The following is an 18,813-nucleotide window of genomic DNA, read 5'->3' as shown; positions in this document are numbered from 1 at the left end:
ACGCTGCAGGAGCTTGCGATGAAGGCGTCCCCACCCGCCGACGCCGGATCGGGCCCGATCCGCGACTACCGAACCCTGCCGGGTCCGCCGGCCTTGCCGCTGCTCGGCAGTGCCCTGCGGGCCTCTTCTTCGTCAACGACGAGGAGTGGCGGCGCCAGCGCCGGCTCGTGATGGCGGCGCTGGACCCCGCCCACGTGCACGCCTACTTCCCGTCGTTGCAGAAGGTGGTGCAGCGCCTGCGCGGGCGCTGGCGGCAGGCCGCCGCGGAGGGCCGCGCGATCGACGTGCAGGCCGACCTCATGCGCTACACGGTGGACGTGGTCGCGGGGCTGGCGTTCGGCTCCGACGTCAACACGCTGGAAGGAGACGATCCGATCCAGACCGATCTCAACCGCGTGTTGCCGGCGCTGGGGCGGCGGCTCGCCGCCAGGCTGCCGTACTGGCGCCGGATCAGGACCCGCGCCGATCGCGAGCTCGAGCAGAGCGTGGTCGTGATCCGCTCGGCGATCGACGGCTTCATCCGGGCTGCCCGCGCGCAGCTGGCGCGCGACCCCGCGCGCCGGCTCGCACCGACCAACCTGCTCGAGGCGATGCTGGTCGCCGCCGAGGCCGACGCCGGCATCAGCGATGCCGACGTCGCCGGCAACGTGCTGGTCATGCTGGTCGCCGGTGAGGACACGACCGCCAACACGATCACCTGGCTGATCCACTTCCTGTTCGACCACCCGCACGCGCTCGGCGCGGCGCGCGACGAGGTGCGCCGCGTTGGCGCGCAGGACCCTTCGCTCTCGCTGGACACGATCGGACGCCTCGTCTACCTCGAAGCCTGCCTGCACGAAACCATGCGCCTCAAGCCAGTGGCGCCGGTGCAGACGGCACAGGCGAATCGCGACGTCGTGGTCGGCGACGTTGCCGTGCCCGCAGGCGCGATCGTGGTGGGGCTGGTGCGGGCCGATGCCACCAGCGCCCGCCACTTCGCCGATCCGCAGCGCTTCGATCCGGCGCGCTGGCTGGCGACCGATGAACGCACCCGCGCCTCGCCGGACCGCGTGTCGATGCCGTTCGGCGCCGGGCCGCGGCTGTGTCCGGGCCGCTATCTCGCGCTGCTCGAGATGAAGGTCGCCGCGGCGATGCTGCTCGACGGCTTCGATCTCGAGAGGGTCGGCACGCGGCACGGTGGCCCGCCCGAAGAGCTGTTCTCGTTCGCGATGGCGCCTCGCGAGCTCGGCATGCGCTTGCGGCTGCGCTGAGACAGCCCGCCGGCTGGGCGCGGACCGGGCCGCCGTTGCAGCCCGCCCCGGTCGTGATCCGCCCGCCGTCGGACCGCCGCCTCCAGCGAGAACCGCTCGACCGCGGCGTTCAGGCCCGCGGCACGCAGTGCCCCCCTACTTCATGACCTTGACGGCCGCCGCGGCGCTCAGCGGCCACTGGAAGCCGTCGCGGTTGAACTGGCCGCTGATCGTGAACGGCACGTTGTCGCCGGCCGGCAGGCTGCTCAACTGGGCCTTGTTGAACGTCACGACCATCGAGCGACCATCGCTGGCGTAGGCGGTCGACACGGCGGGTGCGCCGGCCATCGTGAGGCCGCTGATGCTCCATTGACGCAGGTCGACGCCCGCGGGCACGGTGATCACCGAGGTGACGAGACCGGCGGTCGAGCGCAGGTTCAGCACACCCGGCACGACCTGCAGCGAAACGGAGGCCGGTGGCGTCGCGGCCGCGTAGATGCGGTTGCCGGCTGAATCGCGCGACCAATGGTTGTACCACTCGAGCCAGGTGCGGCGGAAGCTGGAAACGGTGTTGTTGTGCTCTTTGCCGTAGGCCAGCGTCTCGGCGAACATCGGCATGCCGCTCGCGTTGTACCAAGTGGTCGTCTCGTACTGGTCTCCCGGGTACTGCGGGGTGTCGGGATAGATGAGGTACTGGACCGGGTTGTTGAAGCGCGCCGGCAGATCGAACGGGTCGGTGGTGACGCCGTCCGCGACGTTGAGACCGTTGCGTGCGAACCAGCCGGTCCGGCCGCTGAGGATGTTCGCGGAGTCGTATTCACCGTAGATGCCGTACATCGGCGCCGGTGGAGTGCCGGCCGGGAAGTTCCGGCCGCCACCGGCGTTGACGGAGTACGCCGTGAACAGGTTGGGGTCGCGCTCGGAAAGGAAGTTGGTCAGCGCGCCGCCCTGCGAGTGCCCGAACGCGTAAATGCGTTTCTGGTCGAAGTACTGGCCGTACTTGCCGTTCATGTCCTGCATCACGGCCAATATGAACTGATAGTCGTTCTCGTTGATGCTCCACGTGGTGGTCACACCGTCGTTGCCGGTGTGCTCGCCGGGCATCACGACGCTGAAACCGTAGGTGTCGGCGAGTTCGATGTACTGGCTCGACTCGAAGTACTGGAACACCGCGTTGCCGTTGCCGCCGAAGGCGTAGATCACCGGCGCGCCGTTCGGGAAGAGCCGCTTGTCCTGTACCTTCGCGGGCACGTACGACCAGTATTGCCGCTTGACGTTTCGGCCGTTCTCCGGCCGGATCATGTCGACGATCTGGAAACCCGGCATGTTGCGGTTGACCTTCCATCCCAGCGCGTTGCTCCACGCCGAGGAGTTGGTGTAACGCGTGTAGGTCAGGAGGCTGTCGTACACCTGCTTCGTGACGCGCGGGTCGACGTATTCGACGTGCGCGTTCAGCACCGAGACGCGCGACACGACGCTGCTGTAGCCGGTGGCGAGCGCCTTCGAGTTCACCTTGTTCTGCCAGCAAACGTCGCTGCCGAGCGCGCCGGCACCCGCCATGACGGTGGAACCGCACTCGTTCGAGTATTTCCAGTAGGCAATGGCACCTGCCGGCGTGCTGCTGCCGAACAGATCGGTCGGCACCGGAACGTCTTTCTTCTTGACGCATTCGAAGGTGACGCCGCAGGGCACGCCCGCCCCGGGCGCGGTGACCGCCGGCCCCGGAGAGGTGAGCGCCGTCTGGCCGCTCGGGACGTAGTAGTACTCGCCCGCCGCAGCGAGCGCTGCCGCGTCGACGTTCGAGTCGAAGTAGGCCTGGCTGATCACGAACAGCGGGTTCTCGCCGGCCCACTGCTGCAGCCTGTCGCCACCGTCTCCGTAGCCTGCCAGATAGAACTCGCCATAAATCGAATACCACCGCCGGCCCGACTGGTAGCCGTTCAGCACCCGCCCGATATAGGCCTGCTCCTGCGCATAGGGGCCCCACTGGCCGTTCTCCGGCAGCAGGATCATCAGCGGCAACGTGTTCGCGTCCGCCGTATCAATCCACCCGCTGTTGACCAGGAATGTCTCCACGTCGGTTCCGCTCGGCAGCGCGATCGCGAGGAAGTAGTTGCGGACGAAGCTGCCCTGCGGGATATAGAACCTCGCCTTGCGTCCGGCACCGGCGCCGGTGGTATAGGTCTCCTCGAAATAGCCGGTGTAAGGAAGGTAGTTGCCTCGGGCTGCTCTCTCGTCCACGTTCGTGGGTGACGGCAGTTGATTGGCGTCCCGCATCGACGCCCGAAGCTCGGGTGCGGTGATGGCGAACGTCAAGGAGCTGCTCATCAGAAGGATCGCGAGCATCACGACTGGCAACATGCGGTGTAGCACTCGGTGCATGGGGGTCTCCTCTTGGTGGAATCGCGAAGCCGCCACAGCCGTGGCGCCCGCACCGCTTGCAGCGGCGGGACCGGTGGACGACGTTCAAGATGCGCCCGCAGCACTCGGGTGCGTGACGTATGGGGCAATGTATACGTTGTCCGCGCGTGCGACACAGGGATTCCCCCTAGGCGACCGGTCGGCGCGGCCGCCGTGTCTCTGGGCTCGCGTGCAGCGCACGCAGTGGTCCGGCGCGGCCGTCAGGTTCCTGCCTCGGCCTGGCGCCTCTTCACAGGCGCAGGCCGCCACGCGAGCGCCCGCCGTCTCGTCAGGCGTGAGGCTGGAACGCCGCCGCTGAAGTCGTCCGCGTGATCGCGTCGGCCCGCAGCGAATCGGCGCGCGTTCGCGGCGACGTCGCGCGCGCCTGCCTACTCCGGGCGCCGACCCTCGAACGCGAACTCGAGCAGTTCGCGGACCTTGTCGCGCTCGAGCGGTCGCGGGTTCGGGTACGGCATCTTCACCGCGAGGTCGGCGGCGCGGTCGAGGTCGGGTGCCTGCATCCCGATGCTCTTCAACGCGAGCGGCGCGCCGTGCCGCGCCGCCAGGTCGAAGAGGCCCCCCGGCGCCGTGGGGGTGCCGAGCGCACGCGCGATGCGCGTCATCGCCTGCGGCGCGGCCGGCGCGTTGTACGCGAGCGCATGCGGCAGCACGACGCTGTGCACCTCGGCGTGCGGCAGCCCGAAGGTGCCGCCGAGCGTGTGGCAGAGCTTGTGGTGCAGGCCGACGGTGATGCTGCCCATGACGGTGCCGCAGAGCCACGCGCCGATCAGCGCGTCGCCACGCGCGTCGAGGTCGCGCGCGTCGTGCCGAAGGCGCGGCAGCGCGCTCGCGGTGGTGCGGATCCCCTCCTCGGCCAGCAGGTCGACCACCGGGTTGGCGTCGGGCGCGTAGAGCCCCTCGGCCGCATGGGCGATCGCGTTCATCGCGCTGACGACGGTGGTCGCGAACGGCAGGCCCGCCGACAGCTCGGGGTCGTAGATCACGCAGCGCGGCAGCACGCGCGGGTCGCGGCCCGTGGTCTTGCTGCCGGCATCGGTCAGACCGTACATCGTGGTCATCTCGCTGCCGGCGTAGGTGGTCGGGATCGCGATCACCGGCAACGCCGTCTGCAGCGCGATCGCCTTGCCAAGGCCGGTGGTCGAGCCGCCGCCGATCGCCACCGCGCAGTCGGCGCCGAGCGCGAGCGCCGCTTCGCGGGCCGCGTTCGCCACCTCGACCGGCACGTGCATCTCGGCACGTGCGAAGAGCCCGGCCGCGCGGCCGCCGAGCAAGGCCGCGACGCGCTCGCCGAGCGCCCGCTGCCCCGGGGTCGAGAGCACCAGCACGCGAGACGCGCCGAGGGCATCGACCTCGCGCGCGACGTGCTGCAGCGCGCCCGCGCCGAACACGACCCGCGGCATGGCCACCTGAAACACGAAGTCGCGCACGCCGCTCATCGGGACTCCGGGCGCGCCGGGCGCGCCGGGACAAGCGCTCGGGAGCGGCCCGCCGCGTTCATGCCTCGGGGAACCCAACCTTCTGCGGCCACAGGTTGGCAAAGCCGTGCACCGCCGCGCTCGCGTACACGCCGGCACGCGTGAACGGCTCGTCCGAGAGCCACGCGTCGGCCGCCGCCCGGCCGGGAAAGTCGATCACGAGCAGGCTGCCGACCATCGCGTCGCCGTCCAGCAGCGGGCCGGCAAACGCGATCCGATCGGCGACCTCCGCCAAGTAGGCCTTGTGCGCCGGCCGAACTTGCAGCCGCAGCTCGGCGCTTTGCGGCGTGTCCATCAGATGGAACGCGAACAGCATCGCAACGACGTCAGGCGCTGCCGTGACGCCCGCGCAGCACCTTGGCCGCCTCGACCATCGCGCGCAGCTTGCCGAACGCGGTCTCGCGCGGCAGGTACTTCATGCCGCAATCGGGAGCGAGGATCACGTTCTCGGGCTTCACATACGGCAGCGCGCGCTCGATGCGCTCGACGATGGTCTCGACCGACTCGACGTTCGGGTCCGACAGGTCGATGCAGCCGACCATCAGCCGCTTGCCGTCGAGCGACTGCAGCACCGAGCAGTCGAGATGCGACTGCGCGGTCTCGAGCGAGACCTGCCGGCAGCTGCATTGCGCGAGCTCGGGCAGGAACGAGTAGCCGCTCGGCCGCTCGTGGATGATCGCCGCGTAGCCGAAGCAGATGTGCACCGCGGTCGTTCCGGTGATTCCGTCGAGCGCGCGATTGAGTGCCTTCAGGCCGTACTGGCGCGCCTTCTCGGGCCGCGCCTGCATGTACGGCTCGTCGATCTGCACCACGTCGGCACCCGCGGCGAAGAGGTCGCGGATCTCCTCGTTGACGGCCGCGGCGTAGTCCATCGCCGCCTCCTCTTCGCTCGCGTAGAAGTCGTTCTGCGCCTGCTGCAGCATCGTGAACGGCCCCGGCACGGTGATCTTCACCATGCGGTCGGTGTTGGCGCGCAGGAAGCGCAGGTCGTCGACCTCGACCGCGTGCATGCGGCGGATCCTGCCGACGATGCGAGGCACCGGGTTCGGGTGCCCCGAGCGGTCGAGCGCCGTGCCGGGGTTGTCGAGATCGACGCCTTCGAGCGCGGTGGCGAAGCGGTTCGAGTAGCTCTCGCGGCGGATCTCGCCATCGCTCACGATGTCGAGACCGGCGTCTTCCTGCGCACGGATCGCGATCAGCGTCGCGTCGTCCTGCGCCTCGGCGAGGTACGGCGGCGGGATGCGCCAGAGCTCCTGGGCGCGAACGCGCGGTGGGAAGCGTCCCGCCAGCTTGGCGCGGTCGATCAGCCACTCGGGTTGCGGGAAGCTGCCGACGATGGTGGTGGGAAAGAGCATGGGGTTCTCCGTTGCGGTGGATCGGTCTCGCAGCAGGCGTGGAGCCCGTCGAAGGCTCTACACGCCGAGATAGGCGCGCTGGATTTCGGGGCGCTCGAGCAGTTCGCCCGGCAGGCCTTCGGCGACGATGCTGCCTTCCTCGAGCACGTAGGCACGGCTCGAGACCTGCATCGCCATGGCGACGTTCTGCTCGACCATCAGCACCGACACGCCCGCCGCGTTGATGCGGCGAATCGCCGCGAACATGTCGTGCACGATGCGCGGCGAGAGGCCGAGCGACGGCTCGTCGAGCAGCAGCAGCTTGGGCCGTGCCATCAGCGCACGTGCGATCGCGACCATCTGCTGCTGGCCGCCCGAGAGCTCGCCGGCCGGGCTGGCGAGCTTCTCCTGCAACGCGGGAAACAGCTCGAGCACCGAGGCGAGCGATTCCTTGCGCTGCGACTTGGCGAGCGGCAGATAGCTGCCGAGCTCGAGATTCTCGAGCACGCTCATGCCGGTGAAGAGGCGCCGGCCTTCAGGAACGATCGCGATCCCGGCCGTGCAGAAGCGATGCGCCGCCAGTGCCGTGATGTCCTGGCCGTCGAACACGATGCGACCGGCGCGCGCGCGCAGGATGCCGGCCAGCGTGTTGATCAACGTCGTCTTGCCGGCGCCGTTGGGCCCGACCACGCACAGCAGCTCGCCGGGGCGCAGCTCGAGCGTCACGCCCCAGAGCGCCGGCGCCGCGCCGTAGGCCACCTGCAGGTCGCGGACCTCAAGCATGGGCCGCCTCGATGGTCGACTTGCCGAGGTACGCGGTCATCACGTCGGGCCGCTGCATGACCTCGGACGCGTGGCCCTCGGCGAGCAGCTCGCCGTGGTTGAACACGACGACGCGATCGGTGAGCGCCATCACCGCGCGCATGACGTGCTCGACGAAGACGATCGTCGAGCCCTGCTCGCGGATGCGCCGGATCAGCGCGACCGCGGCGTCGATCTCGCTCGGCGTGAGGCCGCACAGCACCTCGTCGAGCAGCACCAGGCGCGGCCGCGAGGCGAGCGCGCGCGCCAGCTCGAGGAACTTGCGCTGGTGCAGGTTCAGGTCGTCGGGCAGCGCCTTCGCCTTCTCGTGCAGGCCGGTGAACTCCAGCCACGTCATGGCCTGATGGCGCGCCGCGGCGACGCTGTCGACGCCGCCGCCGAACATCGTCGCGAGCGCCACGTTGTCGAGCACGTCGAGGTGGCCGAACGGCCGCGGAATCTGGTACGTGCGCGAGATGCCCGCGGCGGCGATCCGATGCGCGGCAAAGCCGGTGAGGTCGCGGCCCTCGAACACGATCTGCCCGCCGGTCGGTTCGTAGTGGCCGCTGACGACGTTGATGAAGGTCGACTTGCCGGAGCCGTTGGGCCCGAGCAGGCCGAGGATCTCGCCTTCGCGCACGTCGACGTCGACGCCCGCGAGCGCGCGCACGCCCTTGAACGACTTCTGCAGCCCGCGCACGCGGAGCAGCGGCTCGCCGGCAGCGACCGTCGCGGTGCGCACGGCTGCGGGCGCGACCGGTGCCGGCGCAGTGGACCCCATCGCGTGAGCCGGCGTCGGCTCGGCCGCTGGCCGCGCCGCCGCCGATGGCGGATGTGCCGTCCCCGCAGTCACTGCGGCAGCACGTCGACCGAACAGCTTCTGCAGCCGCAGCAGGATGCCGTCGGGCATGAACAGGATCGCGACGATCAGGATGGCGCCGATCAGCGCCTTGCCGGCGACCGCGTGATCGGCCGCGGTGAAGCTGTAGAGCAGCGCGGTGATCGCGATCGCGCCGAGCGCCGGGCCGGCCCAGTGGCGGGTGCCGCCGAGCACGCTCATCAGCACGACGGTGAGCGGCACCGTGATCGTGAAGACCTCGCCCGCCGTCACGTACGAAAGAAACAGCGCCTGGATGCCGCCCGCGACGCCCGCCAGCGCACACGAGATTGCCAGCGCGATCAGCTTGTAGCGGTAGGTGGGCACGCCCATCACCTCGGCCGCGTCCTCGTCGTCATGGATCGCGAACAGCCCGGCGCCGAACTTCGACACGTAGATGCCCCAGGCGATCAGCAGCGTCGCGGTCGCCGCGATCAGCGCCAGCAGGTAGAAGGTCGACGACGGCGTCGGGCCGAGCTTGGGCACCGGCACCGCGCTCAGCGAGACGCCGTTGCCGCCGTCGAGCGGCGTGTTGACAACGATGGTGCCGATGACGAAGGTCACCGCCAGCGTGAGCAGCGCGAACAACTCGCCGCGCACGCCCTTCACGCGGAACACCACCGCGCCGAGCGCGACGCCGAGGAGCGCCGCGACCAGCGCCGCCATCGGCAGGGTCCAGAGGAACGGCCATTCGTAGCGCGCGAGCAGCGTGCTGGTCGTGTACATGCCGGCGCCGAAGAACGCACCATGGCCGAACGAGAAGTAGCCGGTGTAGCCCGAGAGGATGTTCCACGAGGTCGCGAGCACGATCCAGCTCAGCATCAGGTAGAGCAGCGAGTCGTAGAACGCCGGGAGGCCGAGCTGCGGCACCAGGGCCAGCAGCACCGCGCCGCCGACGATCGCGAGCGGCGTCTTGCGGATGCCCGAGCGTTGGGTCGGACCGCCGTCCGTCCGCGTCGGAGCCGCCCCGTCGCCGCTCGGTGCGAGGGCGGACACGCCCTGCCCCAGCGTCGAGGCGCCGCCGGCGTGCGGCCGTGGGGTCGCGCTCATCGGGCAGCCCTCGCGAAGCGGTACCGGGCACCCGCGCGCGCAGCGGCGCGCCTCACGTCGCCACCTTCCCCGGCCGCAGCACGAGGATCAGGATCAGCAGCGTGAACGACACGATCGGCGCCCAGGACGGAGCGGTCACCGCCATCGTGACGGCTTCGCTGACGCCGATCAGGCTGCCGGCGATCAGCGGGCCGAGCGCGCGGCCGAGGCCACCGAGCATCACCGCCGCGAACACCACGCCGATCCATGCGTACATCTGCGACGGCGCGAGCGTGAAGCTGAGCGCGAGGCAGACGCCCGCAATGCTGGCCAGCGCCGAGCAGGTGCCGGCGAGCAGCAGCGCGTTGCGCTGCTGGTTGACGCCGAACGCCTGCGCGATGCGCGGGTCTTCGGCGGCGGCGCGCAGCGCGCGCCCGAGGTCGGTGTAGCGCAGCACCGCCCAGACCGCGAACGAGATCGCCACCGCGAGACCGAAGGTGATCAGCTCGGGCACCGGCACGAACAGGGTGCCGAGCTTGAACTTCTGCGCCTCGTAGACCGATTCCATCTTGCGGAAGTCGGCGGTCCAGATGGTCTGGATGAAGGCCTCGACGATGCCCATCAGCCCGAACGTGACGAGCAGCGAGTTGAACGGCGTGACCTTGAAGTAGCCCATCAACCCGTGCAGCGCGGCACCCAGCACGAAGAACGCCGGCACGATGACCAGCAGCGTGAGCAGCGGGTCGACGTGCATCTGCGCGAGCTGGTAGCAGATGTACGCGGCGAGGAAGGCGAACGCGAAGTGCGCGAGGTTGATCAGGCGCAGCAAGCCCCAGCTGAGGCTCACGCCGAGCCCCAGCAGGCCGTAGAGCGCACCGACGAAGACGCCCGACAGGATGCTTTGCGACAGCAGCGAGACGCTGGGCAGCGTGAATCCCATCGGCCGTCAGTTCGCCTGCAGCCTGGCGCCGCCGGTGGTGACTTCCTTCGGCCAGACCACCACCCACTTGCCGTTCTGGATCTGCTTGACGCGCATCAGGTCGTCGCCAAAGTTGCCGACGCCGTTGAAGCGCAGCTTGCCCTGCAGTGTGTCGACCCGATTGGCCTTCAGGAACGCGGCGATCGCCTTGTCGTCGAGGCTCTTGGTGCCGACGACGCCCGCCTCGAGGATCTGCCACGCGGTGTACGAGGCCGCCGCCTGCGTCTCGACCGACGGGTCGGCGAGGCCCGCCTTGGTCGCACGCTCGCGGAACAGCTTCACGAACTCGGCCGCGCCGGTGTTCGACGTGAACGGCGGCTGGTCCTCGAAGATCGTCACCGAGAGCGCGTTCTTGGCTTCGGGCAGCGAGACCAGCGGGCCGGGAGCCGGGTACATGTAGAAGTGCTGCGGCGGCACGTAGTCGATCTTCTTCATCGCGTCGAGCAGCAGGTTGCCCTCGAGGCCGATGGCGCCGACCCAGACGAAGTCGGGCTTGGCGTCCTTCACGCGGTTGGCGATCGGCCCGAAGTCGCGGTTGCCGAAGTCCCACTCGAGGAACAGCACCTCGGTGAGGCCGCGCTTCTTCAGCACCTCGCGCGCGCCGGCCGACATGAACTGGATCGACGGGAACTTGCTGGTGACGACCGCCACCGTCTTCGGCGGCTTCGGTCCGGCGGCGAGGGCGTCGAACACGGTGTTCGGGACCGTGGTCTGCGGCTCCGAGCCGATCGACCACGCCGGGAACGTCATGTCGTACTTGGCGAGCGACGGGATGCCGAGCGTGTGCTGGACCAGCACCTTGTTGTAGCGCTGGGCGACGCCGATCGCCGAGAGGATCGCGCCGGTCGCGTACGGGCCCATCAGCAGGTCGACCTTGTCGGCGGTCACGAGCTGCTCGTACAGCGTGCGCGCGAGGTCGGCCTTCGACTGGTCGTCCTTGACGATCCACTCGACCGGCCGCCCGAGCCAGCCGCCACGCTTGTTGACCTGCTCGATGTAGATGTCGCCGGCGAGCTTGTGGATCTGCGCGGTGGCCGAGAGCGGACCGGTCAGCGCGAGCGTGCCGCCGACCCGGATCGGCTGGCCTGTGGGCGCCTGCGCGAGCGCCATGCCGCTCGCGCCGAGCAGCGCGGCCGCGACGAGCGTGCGGCGGGTGATGAGGGTACCGTTCATGTGCGTTGTCTCCCTGTTGCCGAGTTCTGGATGGGGGCGCTGGCCCCCCAGTCGCGTCGCTTCCCTCGCGTCGAAGCCCCTAGTCGACCTGCGCGCCCGAGCGCTTGACGAGTTCGGCCCACTTGACGAGCTCGGCCTTGTTGAACGGCACCAGCTCCTCGGGCTTCATCGCGCGTTGCTCGACGCCCTGGTCGCGAAGGCGGGTCACGAGCTCGGGCTGCGCGAGCGCGGCCGCGGTGGCGCTGCGCAGGCGCGCGAGCGTGGCGGGCGGCGTCGCGGCCGGCGCGTAGAGCATGAACCACGCGACCAGATCGAAGTCGGCGATGCCCTGCTCCATCAGCGTCGGCACGTCGGGCGCGGCAGTGCTGCGCACCGACCCGCTGCAGGCGAGCGCGCGCAGCTTGCCGGCCTTGATCTGCGGCATCACCGCAGCCGGGTGATAGAACATGAAGTCGACCTGCGACGACATCACGCTGGTCAGAGCGACCGCGCCTTCCTTGTAGGGCACGTGGATCATGCGGCCGCCGAGGCGCTGCGCGAGCAGCTCGCCGGCCAGATGGCCCGAGGTGCCGTTGCCGGCCGAGCCGAAGGTCAGGCCTTCGGGGCGCGCCGCGAGCGCGGCGAGGTCCTTCAACGACTTCGCGGGTGAATTGGCGGCGACCACCAGCAGGGTCGGCGTGTAGCCGACGAAGGCGATCGGCGCGAAATCGCGCAGCGTGTCGTAGGGCAGCTTGCGGAACAGCGCCTGGTTGATCGCGTGGGTGCCCACCGTCCCCATCACCAGCGTGCGACCGTCGGGCGCCGACTTGGCGACCTGGTCCGAGCCGGTCGAGCCTCCCGCGCCGGCGCGGTTGTCGACGATGACGGTCTGGCCGAGGTTCCTGCCGAGCGCGTCGGCGACGATGCGCCCGATCGTGTCGGTGGTGGTTCCCGGACCGAACGGTACGACCATTTTCAGGGTGGCGTCCTGCGCGAGCGCGCGAGCGCCGTGCGCGAGGACGATGGCACCGGCGAACCCGGAGAGGAGATGACGTCGTTGCATGGCTTTCAGGCTCAGGGCGCCGCCGCGTCGGGCTTCTTCTTCAGCGCCGCGCGAATCTCGTCGTTGTGCTCGCCGAGCGTCGGCGGCGGCCGCACGTCGAGCGCGCGCTCGCCGTCGAACGAGACCGGCGAGCGCACCGTGCGGAAGAGGCCCATCGTCGGGTGCACCGCCTGCGTGGTCAGCTGCAGGTGCACGGCCTGCGGGTCGAGCAGCGCCTCGCTGGTGTCGTACATCGGCGCGTTCGGAACGTCCTCGGCCTGCAGGCGCGCGCACCACTCGTCGCGGGTGCGGCGCTTGAACACGTCGCCGAGCAGGTCGATCAGCGCCTCCTGGTTCGCGATGCGCGCCTCGCGCGTGGCGAAGCGCGCATCGCTGAAAAGGTTCGGCTGCTCGATGGCGTTGGCGAGCCCCTGCCAGAACTTCTCGGGCGACGACATGTGCAGCGCGATCCACTTGCCGTCGGCGCATTCGAGCACGTACGACTGCGAGACGCTCGGCCGGCTGTATGGGCCCATCACCTCGTCGACCTGGAAGAAGTGGGTGAACGCATCGAGGTTGAAGTGCGTCATCGCCTCAAGCATCGAGACCTCGACGGTGCGGCCGACGCCGGTGCGGCCGCGTTCGATCAATGCGCCCATCACGCCGTAGGCGGCGTAGAAGCCGGTCAGCGAGTCGGCGATCGCCGGCCCGACGACGCGCGGGTTCTCGGGGTTGACGAGCAGGTTGAGAAAGCCGCTCGCAGCCTGCGCGACGGTGTCGTAGGCCGGGCGATTGGCGGCCGGGCCGGTGGCGCCGAAGCCGCTGATCGCGCAATAGACGAGCTTCGGGTTGAGCGCGCGCAGGCGCTGCTCGCCGGCGCCGAGCCGCTCGGCGACGCCGGGGCGGAAGTTCTGGACGTAGACGTCGGCATCGGCGATCAGCGCATCGAACACCTCGCGGTCGTCGGCGCTCCGGGTGTCGAGGGTGATGCTCCGCTTGTTGCGGTTGTAGGTCTGGTAGTGCGGGCTGTAGAGGCCGTTCTTGAACGCGCGGAACGGATCGCCGGTCTTGGGTGCCTCGACCTTGATGACGTCGGCGCCGAGATCGCCGAGCAGCATGCCGCAGGCCGGGCCGGTGATGAAGGTGCCCTGCTCGATCACCTTGATGCCCTGCAGCACCTTGCTCATCGCTGCACCCCGGTGCGACTGCGAACGCGCGTCACGCGCCGAACCCTTCCGGCAGTTCGCCGTCGTAGACCATCTCGCGCGTCGCCTGGTACGACAGCGCGAAGCCGATCGGCTGCGTCATCTCCTCGTACAGATGGGCGATGAGGCTCGCGGTGCGCGCGAGGATCGGCACGCCCTTCAGCGCGGCCACCGGAAAGCCCGCGCCGAGCAGCACCGACGGGATCGCGCCCGACACGTTGAGCTTGAGCGTCTTGCCGATCACCTGCGGGATCAGCGCCTCGACCGCTTCGGCGATCTTGACGAAGCGCAGATCCGTGCCGGCCGCGCGCGCGACGTCGAACAGCGCATCGACGCGCGCGTCGCGCTCCTTGTGCAACGGGTGGCCGTAGCCGGGGATCGACTTGCCGACTGCACGCCAGTCCTGCATCACCGCCAGCGAGGCGGCCTCGATCGGCTCGCCCCCGGCGATGCGCGTGTCGATCTCGCTGTAGAGACGGCCCGCCGTCTCCGACGCGCCGAGGATCACCGAGCCGCAGCCCAGGATGCCGGCCGCGACCGCACCCTGCATCGCGTCGGGTGCCGCGGCGAAGGTCATGCGCGCGGCCTGGTTGCTCGGCACCAGACCATGCTCGGCGATCGCGACCAGCGTGGCGTTCAGCACCCGGGCCTGCCCTTCGCTCGGCAACGCGCCGGTCAGCAGCAGGAAGAAGTGGTCGACGAAGCCGATCTTGCCGATCAGCTCTTTCGAGAGATCGCGGCCACGCACGACGATGGTGTGTTCATCCGACGTCGAGATCGCGGTGCGCGGAACGGTGACCTTGCCGATCTTCATGAGTAGGCGCGAGCGAAGTGTTGGGGGAATGGCATGCGGCTCAGGCACGCGCCGGCGCAAGCCGGAAGTCGTAGCTCGCCGAGTAGTACGGCACCTTCATCTCGCGGCCGTCGACCGCCTTGCCCGGCGGGTGGCGGTCGAAGTCGACCACCAGGCTGTCGCGCTTGCCGAACACCGCGTCCTGGTCGATGTACTCGCTGCCGGCGACGAAGATGTGCGTCGTCAGCGTCACGTGCCCTGGCGCCGAGACCTGCATGTGGATGTGGCCGGGGCGATAGATGCTGCGGTTGGTCGCCCGCATCATGTCGCCGACCGGACCGTCGTCGGGAATCGGGTAGTAGGCCGGGCGGATCGACCAGAACCAGTAGCGCCCTTCGGCGTCGGTGCGGAAGCGCCCGCGCGCCTTCATCACCGGCTCGGCCGCGAGTTGCACGTCGTACTTGCCGTGCCCGTCGCCCGACCAGACGTCGAGCAGCGCGCCGGCGAGCGGCTGGCCTTCGGTGTCGGTGACGCGGCCCATGTAGAACGTCGGCTCGCCCGGCACGCCTTCGCCGATGTCGCCGCCGAGCGGCATCTCGGGTGCGCCGGGCCAGTAGAACGGGCCTTCGACCGTCGCTTCGGTCGCCTCGGTCGCGCCCTTGGCGGTGCCGCCCGCGCGCGCCTGCGCCAGCGAGACCACCATCATCGAGAGTCCGAGGGTGTCGGACAGCAGGATGAACTCGGGACGCCGCTCGGTCGAGATGTGCCCGACCGCCTCGAGGAACTTGATGCCGGCGAGCCACTCCTCGGGCGTCAGGTCGACCTCTCGGGCGTACGCGTGGATGTGCTTGACGAGGCCGGTCATCAGCTCGCGCAGACGCGGCTCGGGCGTTCCTGCGAATGCCGCGAGCACGTCCTGCGTGAGCTTTTCCTGGTTGTATTCGGACATGGGGTTCCTCGGAGTGCCCTGGCGGACACGGCTCGCGTGGCGGCCGGCGGCACAACGAACGATGGACGGCAGCGATGGAAGGGTTTCCCCTGCCATTCGGCGGCGACGCCATCTGCCGCCCGCCACACGCGAATTCACCGGGCATAGCGCCGACGCGGACGCAACGTTACGCGAAGCCGACTCATTGCGGAAATGACCAATTGCCATTGTTATGATCGATGGCATCGATTCGGCGTCGGGGTTTCCATGGGTCGTGTGCGTTGGAGCTGAGACACCTGCGCTACTTCAAGGCGCTCGCGGACTCGTTGAGCTTCACGAAGGCCGCGAGCCGCGTGCACGTCACGCAGTCGACGCTGTCGCACCAGATCCGACAGCTCGAGGACGAGCTCGGCCAGCAACTGTTCGATCGGATTGGCAAGAAGGTGGTCACCACCGAGGCCGGCGAACTGTTCCTCGCCTTCGCGACGCGGGCATTGAAGGAAGTCGACTACGGCATCGCGATGCTGAAGCCGACCGGCAGCGGTCTCACCGGCAAGGTCAGGATCGGCGCCACCCACACCTTCAACATCGGGCTGATTCCCGAGTGCGTCGCGCACTTCCTGGCCAAGCACCCGACCGTGCAGGTGCGCGTCGAGGAACTCGCCGCCGATCAGATCGCGGCCAAGCTGCATGCCGGCGAGCTCGACCTCGGCATCTCGTATCGCCCGATCGGTCCGACGCCGCTCTGGTTCGAGCCGCTCTACAACGAGGAAATGGTGCTGGTGGTGTCGGCGTCGCACCCGCTCGCCGGCCGACGCCGCATCCGCATGGTCGAGCTGCACCAGCAACGCCTGGTGCTGCTTCCCGAGTACTTCGCCACGCGCACCCTGCTCGACGACTGCTTCAAGGCGAGCGGCGCCGAGCCGGTGGTGGTCGCCGAGATGTCGACCATCGCCCCGATGCTGGGACTGGTGCTGCGCATGCAGATCGCGGCCATCGCTGCCATCAATGCCGTGCCGCCGGAGATGACCGGGCTGCGGATGATCCCGATCGAGAGTCCGACGCCGATCCGCACGCCCGGCATCCTGTGGCGCACCGAGGGCGAAAAGGCCGCTGCGGTCCAGTCGTTCGCGGTCATCGTGCGCAAGACCGCGCTCGGCAACAGTCTTCGCCAGGCCGGTCCGGCCTGATCTGCGGCAGATGGCGCCGCAGCGTTCGCGTGCGGCATTCCCGTGAAGATGCGAGATCGCCAGTCGGGTCGACGCGCGACTCGTGAACCGCGCTCGCCAGCCGCGGCGACACGTCTCGTCATCGACGCGGTGAATCGTTTCGATCGAAATTCTTCGTTGGAGTGCGCTCCTGCCCGCTGCTAGTCTGGTTCGGCGCCACTGCCCGGGTCGCTCTCCGCGGCAGGCGAGCGACTCGATTCCAACAAGGGGAGGAGACATTCCATGGACCGACGCATCTTCATCCGCGCGGCTGCCGCCGGCGCGGCCGCCGTCTCGACATTGAACCTCGCGAGTTGCGGGGGTGGCGACCACGACGATTCCGACGAGGGCACCGGGCCCGACCTGCTGCTGGTCAACGGCCGGATCCACACGATGGACGACCAGAACAGCGTCATCGCGTCGATCGGCATCCACGAGGGTCGCTTCGTGGCCGTGGGCGACATCGATCGCAGCCGGGCCAAGGTCATCGACCTGGGCGGGCGGACGGTGATCCCGGGCCTCGTCGAAAGCCACACGCACTTCGTGAGCCTCGCCAACCGGCCCGGCTATCACGTCGCCGAGTGGGAGCTCGCCAACGACGTTGCCGGGGTGCTCGAGGCGCTGCGTGTACGCCGCCAGCGCGGCGTGCCCGAGGGCCAGTTCATCACCGCGATGGGCGGCGGAACGCCCGGCATGTTCGCCGAGCGGCGCCTGCCGACGCTGGCCGAGATCGACAGCGTGGTGCCGGACCGTCCGGTGTTCCTGTATCAGGGCGGCGGCGGCCCGGCGCGCACCAACACGCTCGGCAAGCAGTTCTTCGGGACCGCGACCGGGCCGCTCGCCGGTCCGGTGACGGTCGGCGCCGACGGCACGGTGGCCGGCGGCAATCCGAACATGGCCAACCGCGCGCTCTACCACCTGCGCATCCGCCAGACCTTCGACGACAAGAAGCGCAGCGCGATCGATGCGATGACCTACGCGGCGTCGCGCGGCATCACGGCCAACCTCGACCAGGTGCTGCCGGCCAAGACCACCGGCACGCTCGACCCGGCGTCGCTCGAGCCGCAGCCGACCGATGCGCTGTTCAACCTGAACCACTTCCGCATGTACGACGCGCTGCTCGCGCTGCATCAGGAAAAGCGCGTCTTCGTGCGTCTGCAGATGAACTTCCTGCACAACCAGGGCTTCATCCCCGAGCTCGGGGACCTGAGCAAGCAGTTGCCGGAGCTGCGCGAGCGCCTGCGCAACAGCCAGCCCTTCTTCGGCGACGACATGGTGCGCACCGGCGCGATCGGCGAATGGGGCGCGCCGTTCGCGCTGCCGACCAACGCCAACGGCTACGCGGTCTGGTACGAATCGCAGCGCCTGATCGCCCGCGCGCGCTGGAGCAACGAGAACGCGCAGGCCAACAACCCGGGCATCGAGCAGGTGATCGCGACCTACGAGGCGATGGACGCCGAGTTCGGCATCAAGGACCTGCGCTGGGGACTGCACCACGTCGAGCAGGTGACGCCGGCGCAGCTCGTGCGGCTGAAGGCACTCAACTGCAGGGTCTCGATGTCGGGCTTCAAGTGGCTCGGCAGCGTGCCGCGCGCCGACGGCGCGCCGATCGGCCCTCCGTTCGCCGACATCGTCGCGAGCGGCATCCACGCGGGGCTGCACGAGGACGGCGTGCACATCGCGCCGCTCAACCCGTGGTTCGCGCTCCACTACGCGACCACCGGGCTCAACGTGTCGGGGCAGCAGATCAACCCGGGCCAGCAGATCACGCGCGTGCAGGCGCTGAAGGCGTACACCCGCGACAACGCCTGGTTCCTCAAGCGCGAGAACGATCTCGGTTCGATCGAGGTCGGCAAGCTCGGCGACTTCGTCGTGCTCGACCGCGACTACTTCACCGTCAGCGATGCCGACATGAGGAGGACCAACCCCGTCCTCACGGTGGTCGGGGGCAAGGTCGCCTACACGACAGGGGTGCTGGCCTAGGCACCGGCTCTCATCTTGTTCCGGGCTTCGGGTCTGCCGCGATCCAAGCTCGGCGGAATGACTCCGCGCGCGCGGCACCACGCGAAACCCTGCGCGGGCGCGCGGGGTCGACCCCTTTGCCCCGGGGGCAGAAGCTCCGATGACTCGGTGGTCGAGGCGGACGGCACGTTGGCTCGCACGGGTCGTTAACGCGTCGCGCCGTGCACGCTTGTCCGCGACCTCGATTCCGGGTCGCGGCTTGCCCTTCGGATCGGCGCGCCGCCTGCTCCGGCCTGGCGCCGGTCGCGACGCCGGCATCGCCGACGCCGCGAGCGCGCCACTCGAATGTCGCCTTTTGTGAAGCAGGCGCAATCGATT

At 69.4% G+C, this 18,813-nt stretch carries 15 protein-coding genes; 3 read left to right on the top strand and 12 right to left on the bottom strand.

Going from position 1 to position 18,813, the window contains the following annotated elements; all coding sequences use genetic code 11:
• Nucleotides 1–47: 47 nt before the first annotated feature.
• Nucleotides 48–1,250: a cytochrome P450 gene (locus tag HQN59_RS19690; protein WP_176070911.1), complete on the top strand. Its 1,203-nt coding sequence runs from the start codon at nucleotides 48–50 to the stop codon at nucleotides 1,248–1,250.
• 135 nt (nucleotides 1,251–1,385) lie between these two features.
• Here HQN59_RS19690 and HQN59_RS19685 read toward each other — a convergent pair whose 3' ends face one another.
• From HQN59_RS19685 to HQN59_RS19630, 12 genes are all read right to left on the bottom strand, one after another.
• The gene (locus tag HQN59_RS19685; protein ID WP_176070832.1) at nucleotides 1,386–3,611 is read right to left on the bottom strand and encodes an alpha/beta hydrolase family protein; all 2,226 of its coding nucleotides are present in this window, start codon (nucleotides 3,609–3,611) and stop codon (nucleotides 1,386–1,388) included.
• A gap of 407 nt (nucleotides 3,612–4,018) precedes the next feature.
• Nucleotides 4,019–5,086, bottom strand: a complete 1,068-nt coding sequence (locus HQN59_RS19680; protein WP_176070831.1) for a maleylacetate reductase — start codon at nucleotides 5,084–5,086, stop codon at nucleotides 4,019–4,021.
• Nucleotides 5,087–5,144: 58 nt separating this feature from the next.
• Nucleotides 5,145–5,441: a YciI family protein gene (locus HQN59_RS19675; protein WP_176070830.1), complete on the bottom strand. Its 297-nt coding sequence runs from the start codon at nucleotides 5,439–5,441 to the stop codon at nucleotides 5,145–5,147.
• Nucleotides 5,442–5,451: 10 nt separating this feature from the next.
• Nucleotides 5,452–6,480 carry a uroporphyrinogen decarboxylase family protein gene (locus HQN59_RS19670; RefSeq protein WP_176070829.1) on the bottom strand — a complete coding sequence of 343 codons (1,029 nt, stop codon included), beginning with the start codon at nucleotides 6,478–6,480 and terminating at the stop codon, nucleotides 5,452–5,454.
• Between the two features lie 57 nt (nucleotides 6,481–6,537).
• A complete protein-coding gene (locus tag HQN59_RS19665; RefSeq protein ID WP_176070828.1) occupies nucleotides 6,538–7,242 on the bottom strand; it encodes an ABC transporter ATP-binding protein in 705 nt (234 codons plus the stop codon).
• A complete protein-coding gene (locus tag HQN59_RS19660; RefSeq protein WP_176070827.1) occupies nucleotides 7,235–9,187 on the bottom strand; it encodes a branched-chain amino acid ABC transporter ATP-binding protein/permease in 1,953 nt (650 codons plus the stop codon). Before HQN59_RS19660 ends, HQN59_RS19665 begins: the two co-directional genes overlap by 8 nt.
• 52 nt (nucleotides 9,188–9,239) lie before the next feature.
• Complete coding sequence (locus HQN59_RS19655) at nucleotides 9,240–10,106, bottom strand: branched-chain amino acid ABC transporter permease (protein WP_176070826.1); 867 nt, start codon at nucleotides 10,104–10,106, stop codon at nucleotides 9,240–9,242.
• Between the two features lie 6 nt (nucleotides 10,107–10,112).
• Nucleotides 10,113–11,318, bottom strand: coding sequence for an amino acid ABC transporter substrate-binding protein (locus tag HQN59_RS19650; protein ID WP_176070825.1), 1,206 nt, complete (start codon nucleotides 11,316–11,318; stop codon nucleotides 10,113–10,115).
• 79 nt (nucleotides 11,319–11,397) lie between these two features.
• A complete protein-coding gene (locus tag HQN59_RS19645; protein WP_176070824.1) occupies nucleotides 11,398–12,360 on the bottom strand; it encodes a Bug family tripartite tricarboxylate transporter substrate binding protein in 963 nt (320 codons plus the stop codon).
• 11 nt (nucleotides 12,361–12,371) lie between these two features.
• On the bottom strand, nucleotides 12,372–13,526 hold the full coding sequence (locus HQN59_RS19640; RefSeq protein ID WP_176070823.1) for a CaiB/BaiF CoA transferase family protein: 1,155 nt from the start codon (nucleotides 13,524–13,526) through the stop codon (nucleotides 12,372–12,374).
• A 31-nt stretch (nucleotides 13,527–13,557) separates the two neighbouring features.
• A complete protein-coding gene (locus HQN59_RS19635) occupies nucleotides 13,558–14,358 on the bottom strand; it encodes a citryl-CoA lyase (RefSeq protein ID WP_176070822.1) in 801 nt (266 codons plus the stop codon).
• Nucleotides 14,359–14,398: 40 nt separating this feature from the next.
• Entirely contained in the window at nucleotides 14,399–15,286 is an 888-nt protein-coding gene (locus HQN59_RS19630) for a dioxygenase family protein (RefSeq protein ID WP_176070821.1), read from the bottom strand.
• Between the two features lie 260 nt (nucleotides 15,287–15,546).
• Here HQN59_RS19630 and HQN59_RS19625 point away from each other — a divergent pair, with 260 nt between their 5' ends.
• Nucleotides 15,547–16,455 carry a LysR substrate-binding domain-containing protein gene (locus tag HQN59_RS19625; protein ID WP_176070820.1) on the top strand — a complete coding sequence of 303 codons (909 nt, stop codon included), beginning with the start codon at nucleotides 15,547–15,549 and terminating at the stop codon, nucleotides 16,453–16,455.
• Between the two features lie 261 nt (nucleotides 16,456–16,716).
• On the top strand, nucleotides 16,717–18,456 hold the full coding sequence (locus tag HQN59_RS19620) for an amidohydrolase (RefSeq protein ID WP_176070819.1): 1,740 nt from the start codon (nucleotides 16,717–16,719) through the stop codon (nucleotides 18,454–18,456).
• Nucleotides 18,457–18,813: the final 357 nt, after the last annotated feature.

The organism is Rhizobacter koreensis (assembly GCF_013366375.1).
Classification (GTDB): domain Bacteria; phylum Pseudomonadota; class Gammaproteobacteria; order Burkholderiales; family Burkholderiaceae_C; genus Schlegelella_A; species Schlegelella_A koreensis.
This window is presented reverse-complemented; position numbering and strand designations above follow the sequence as displayed.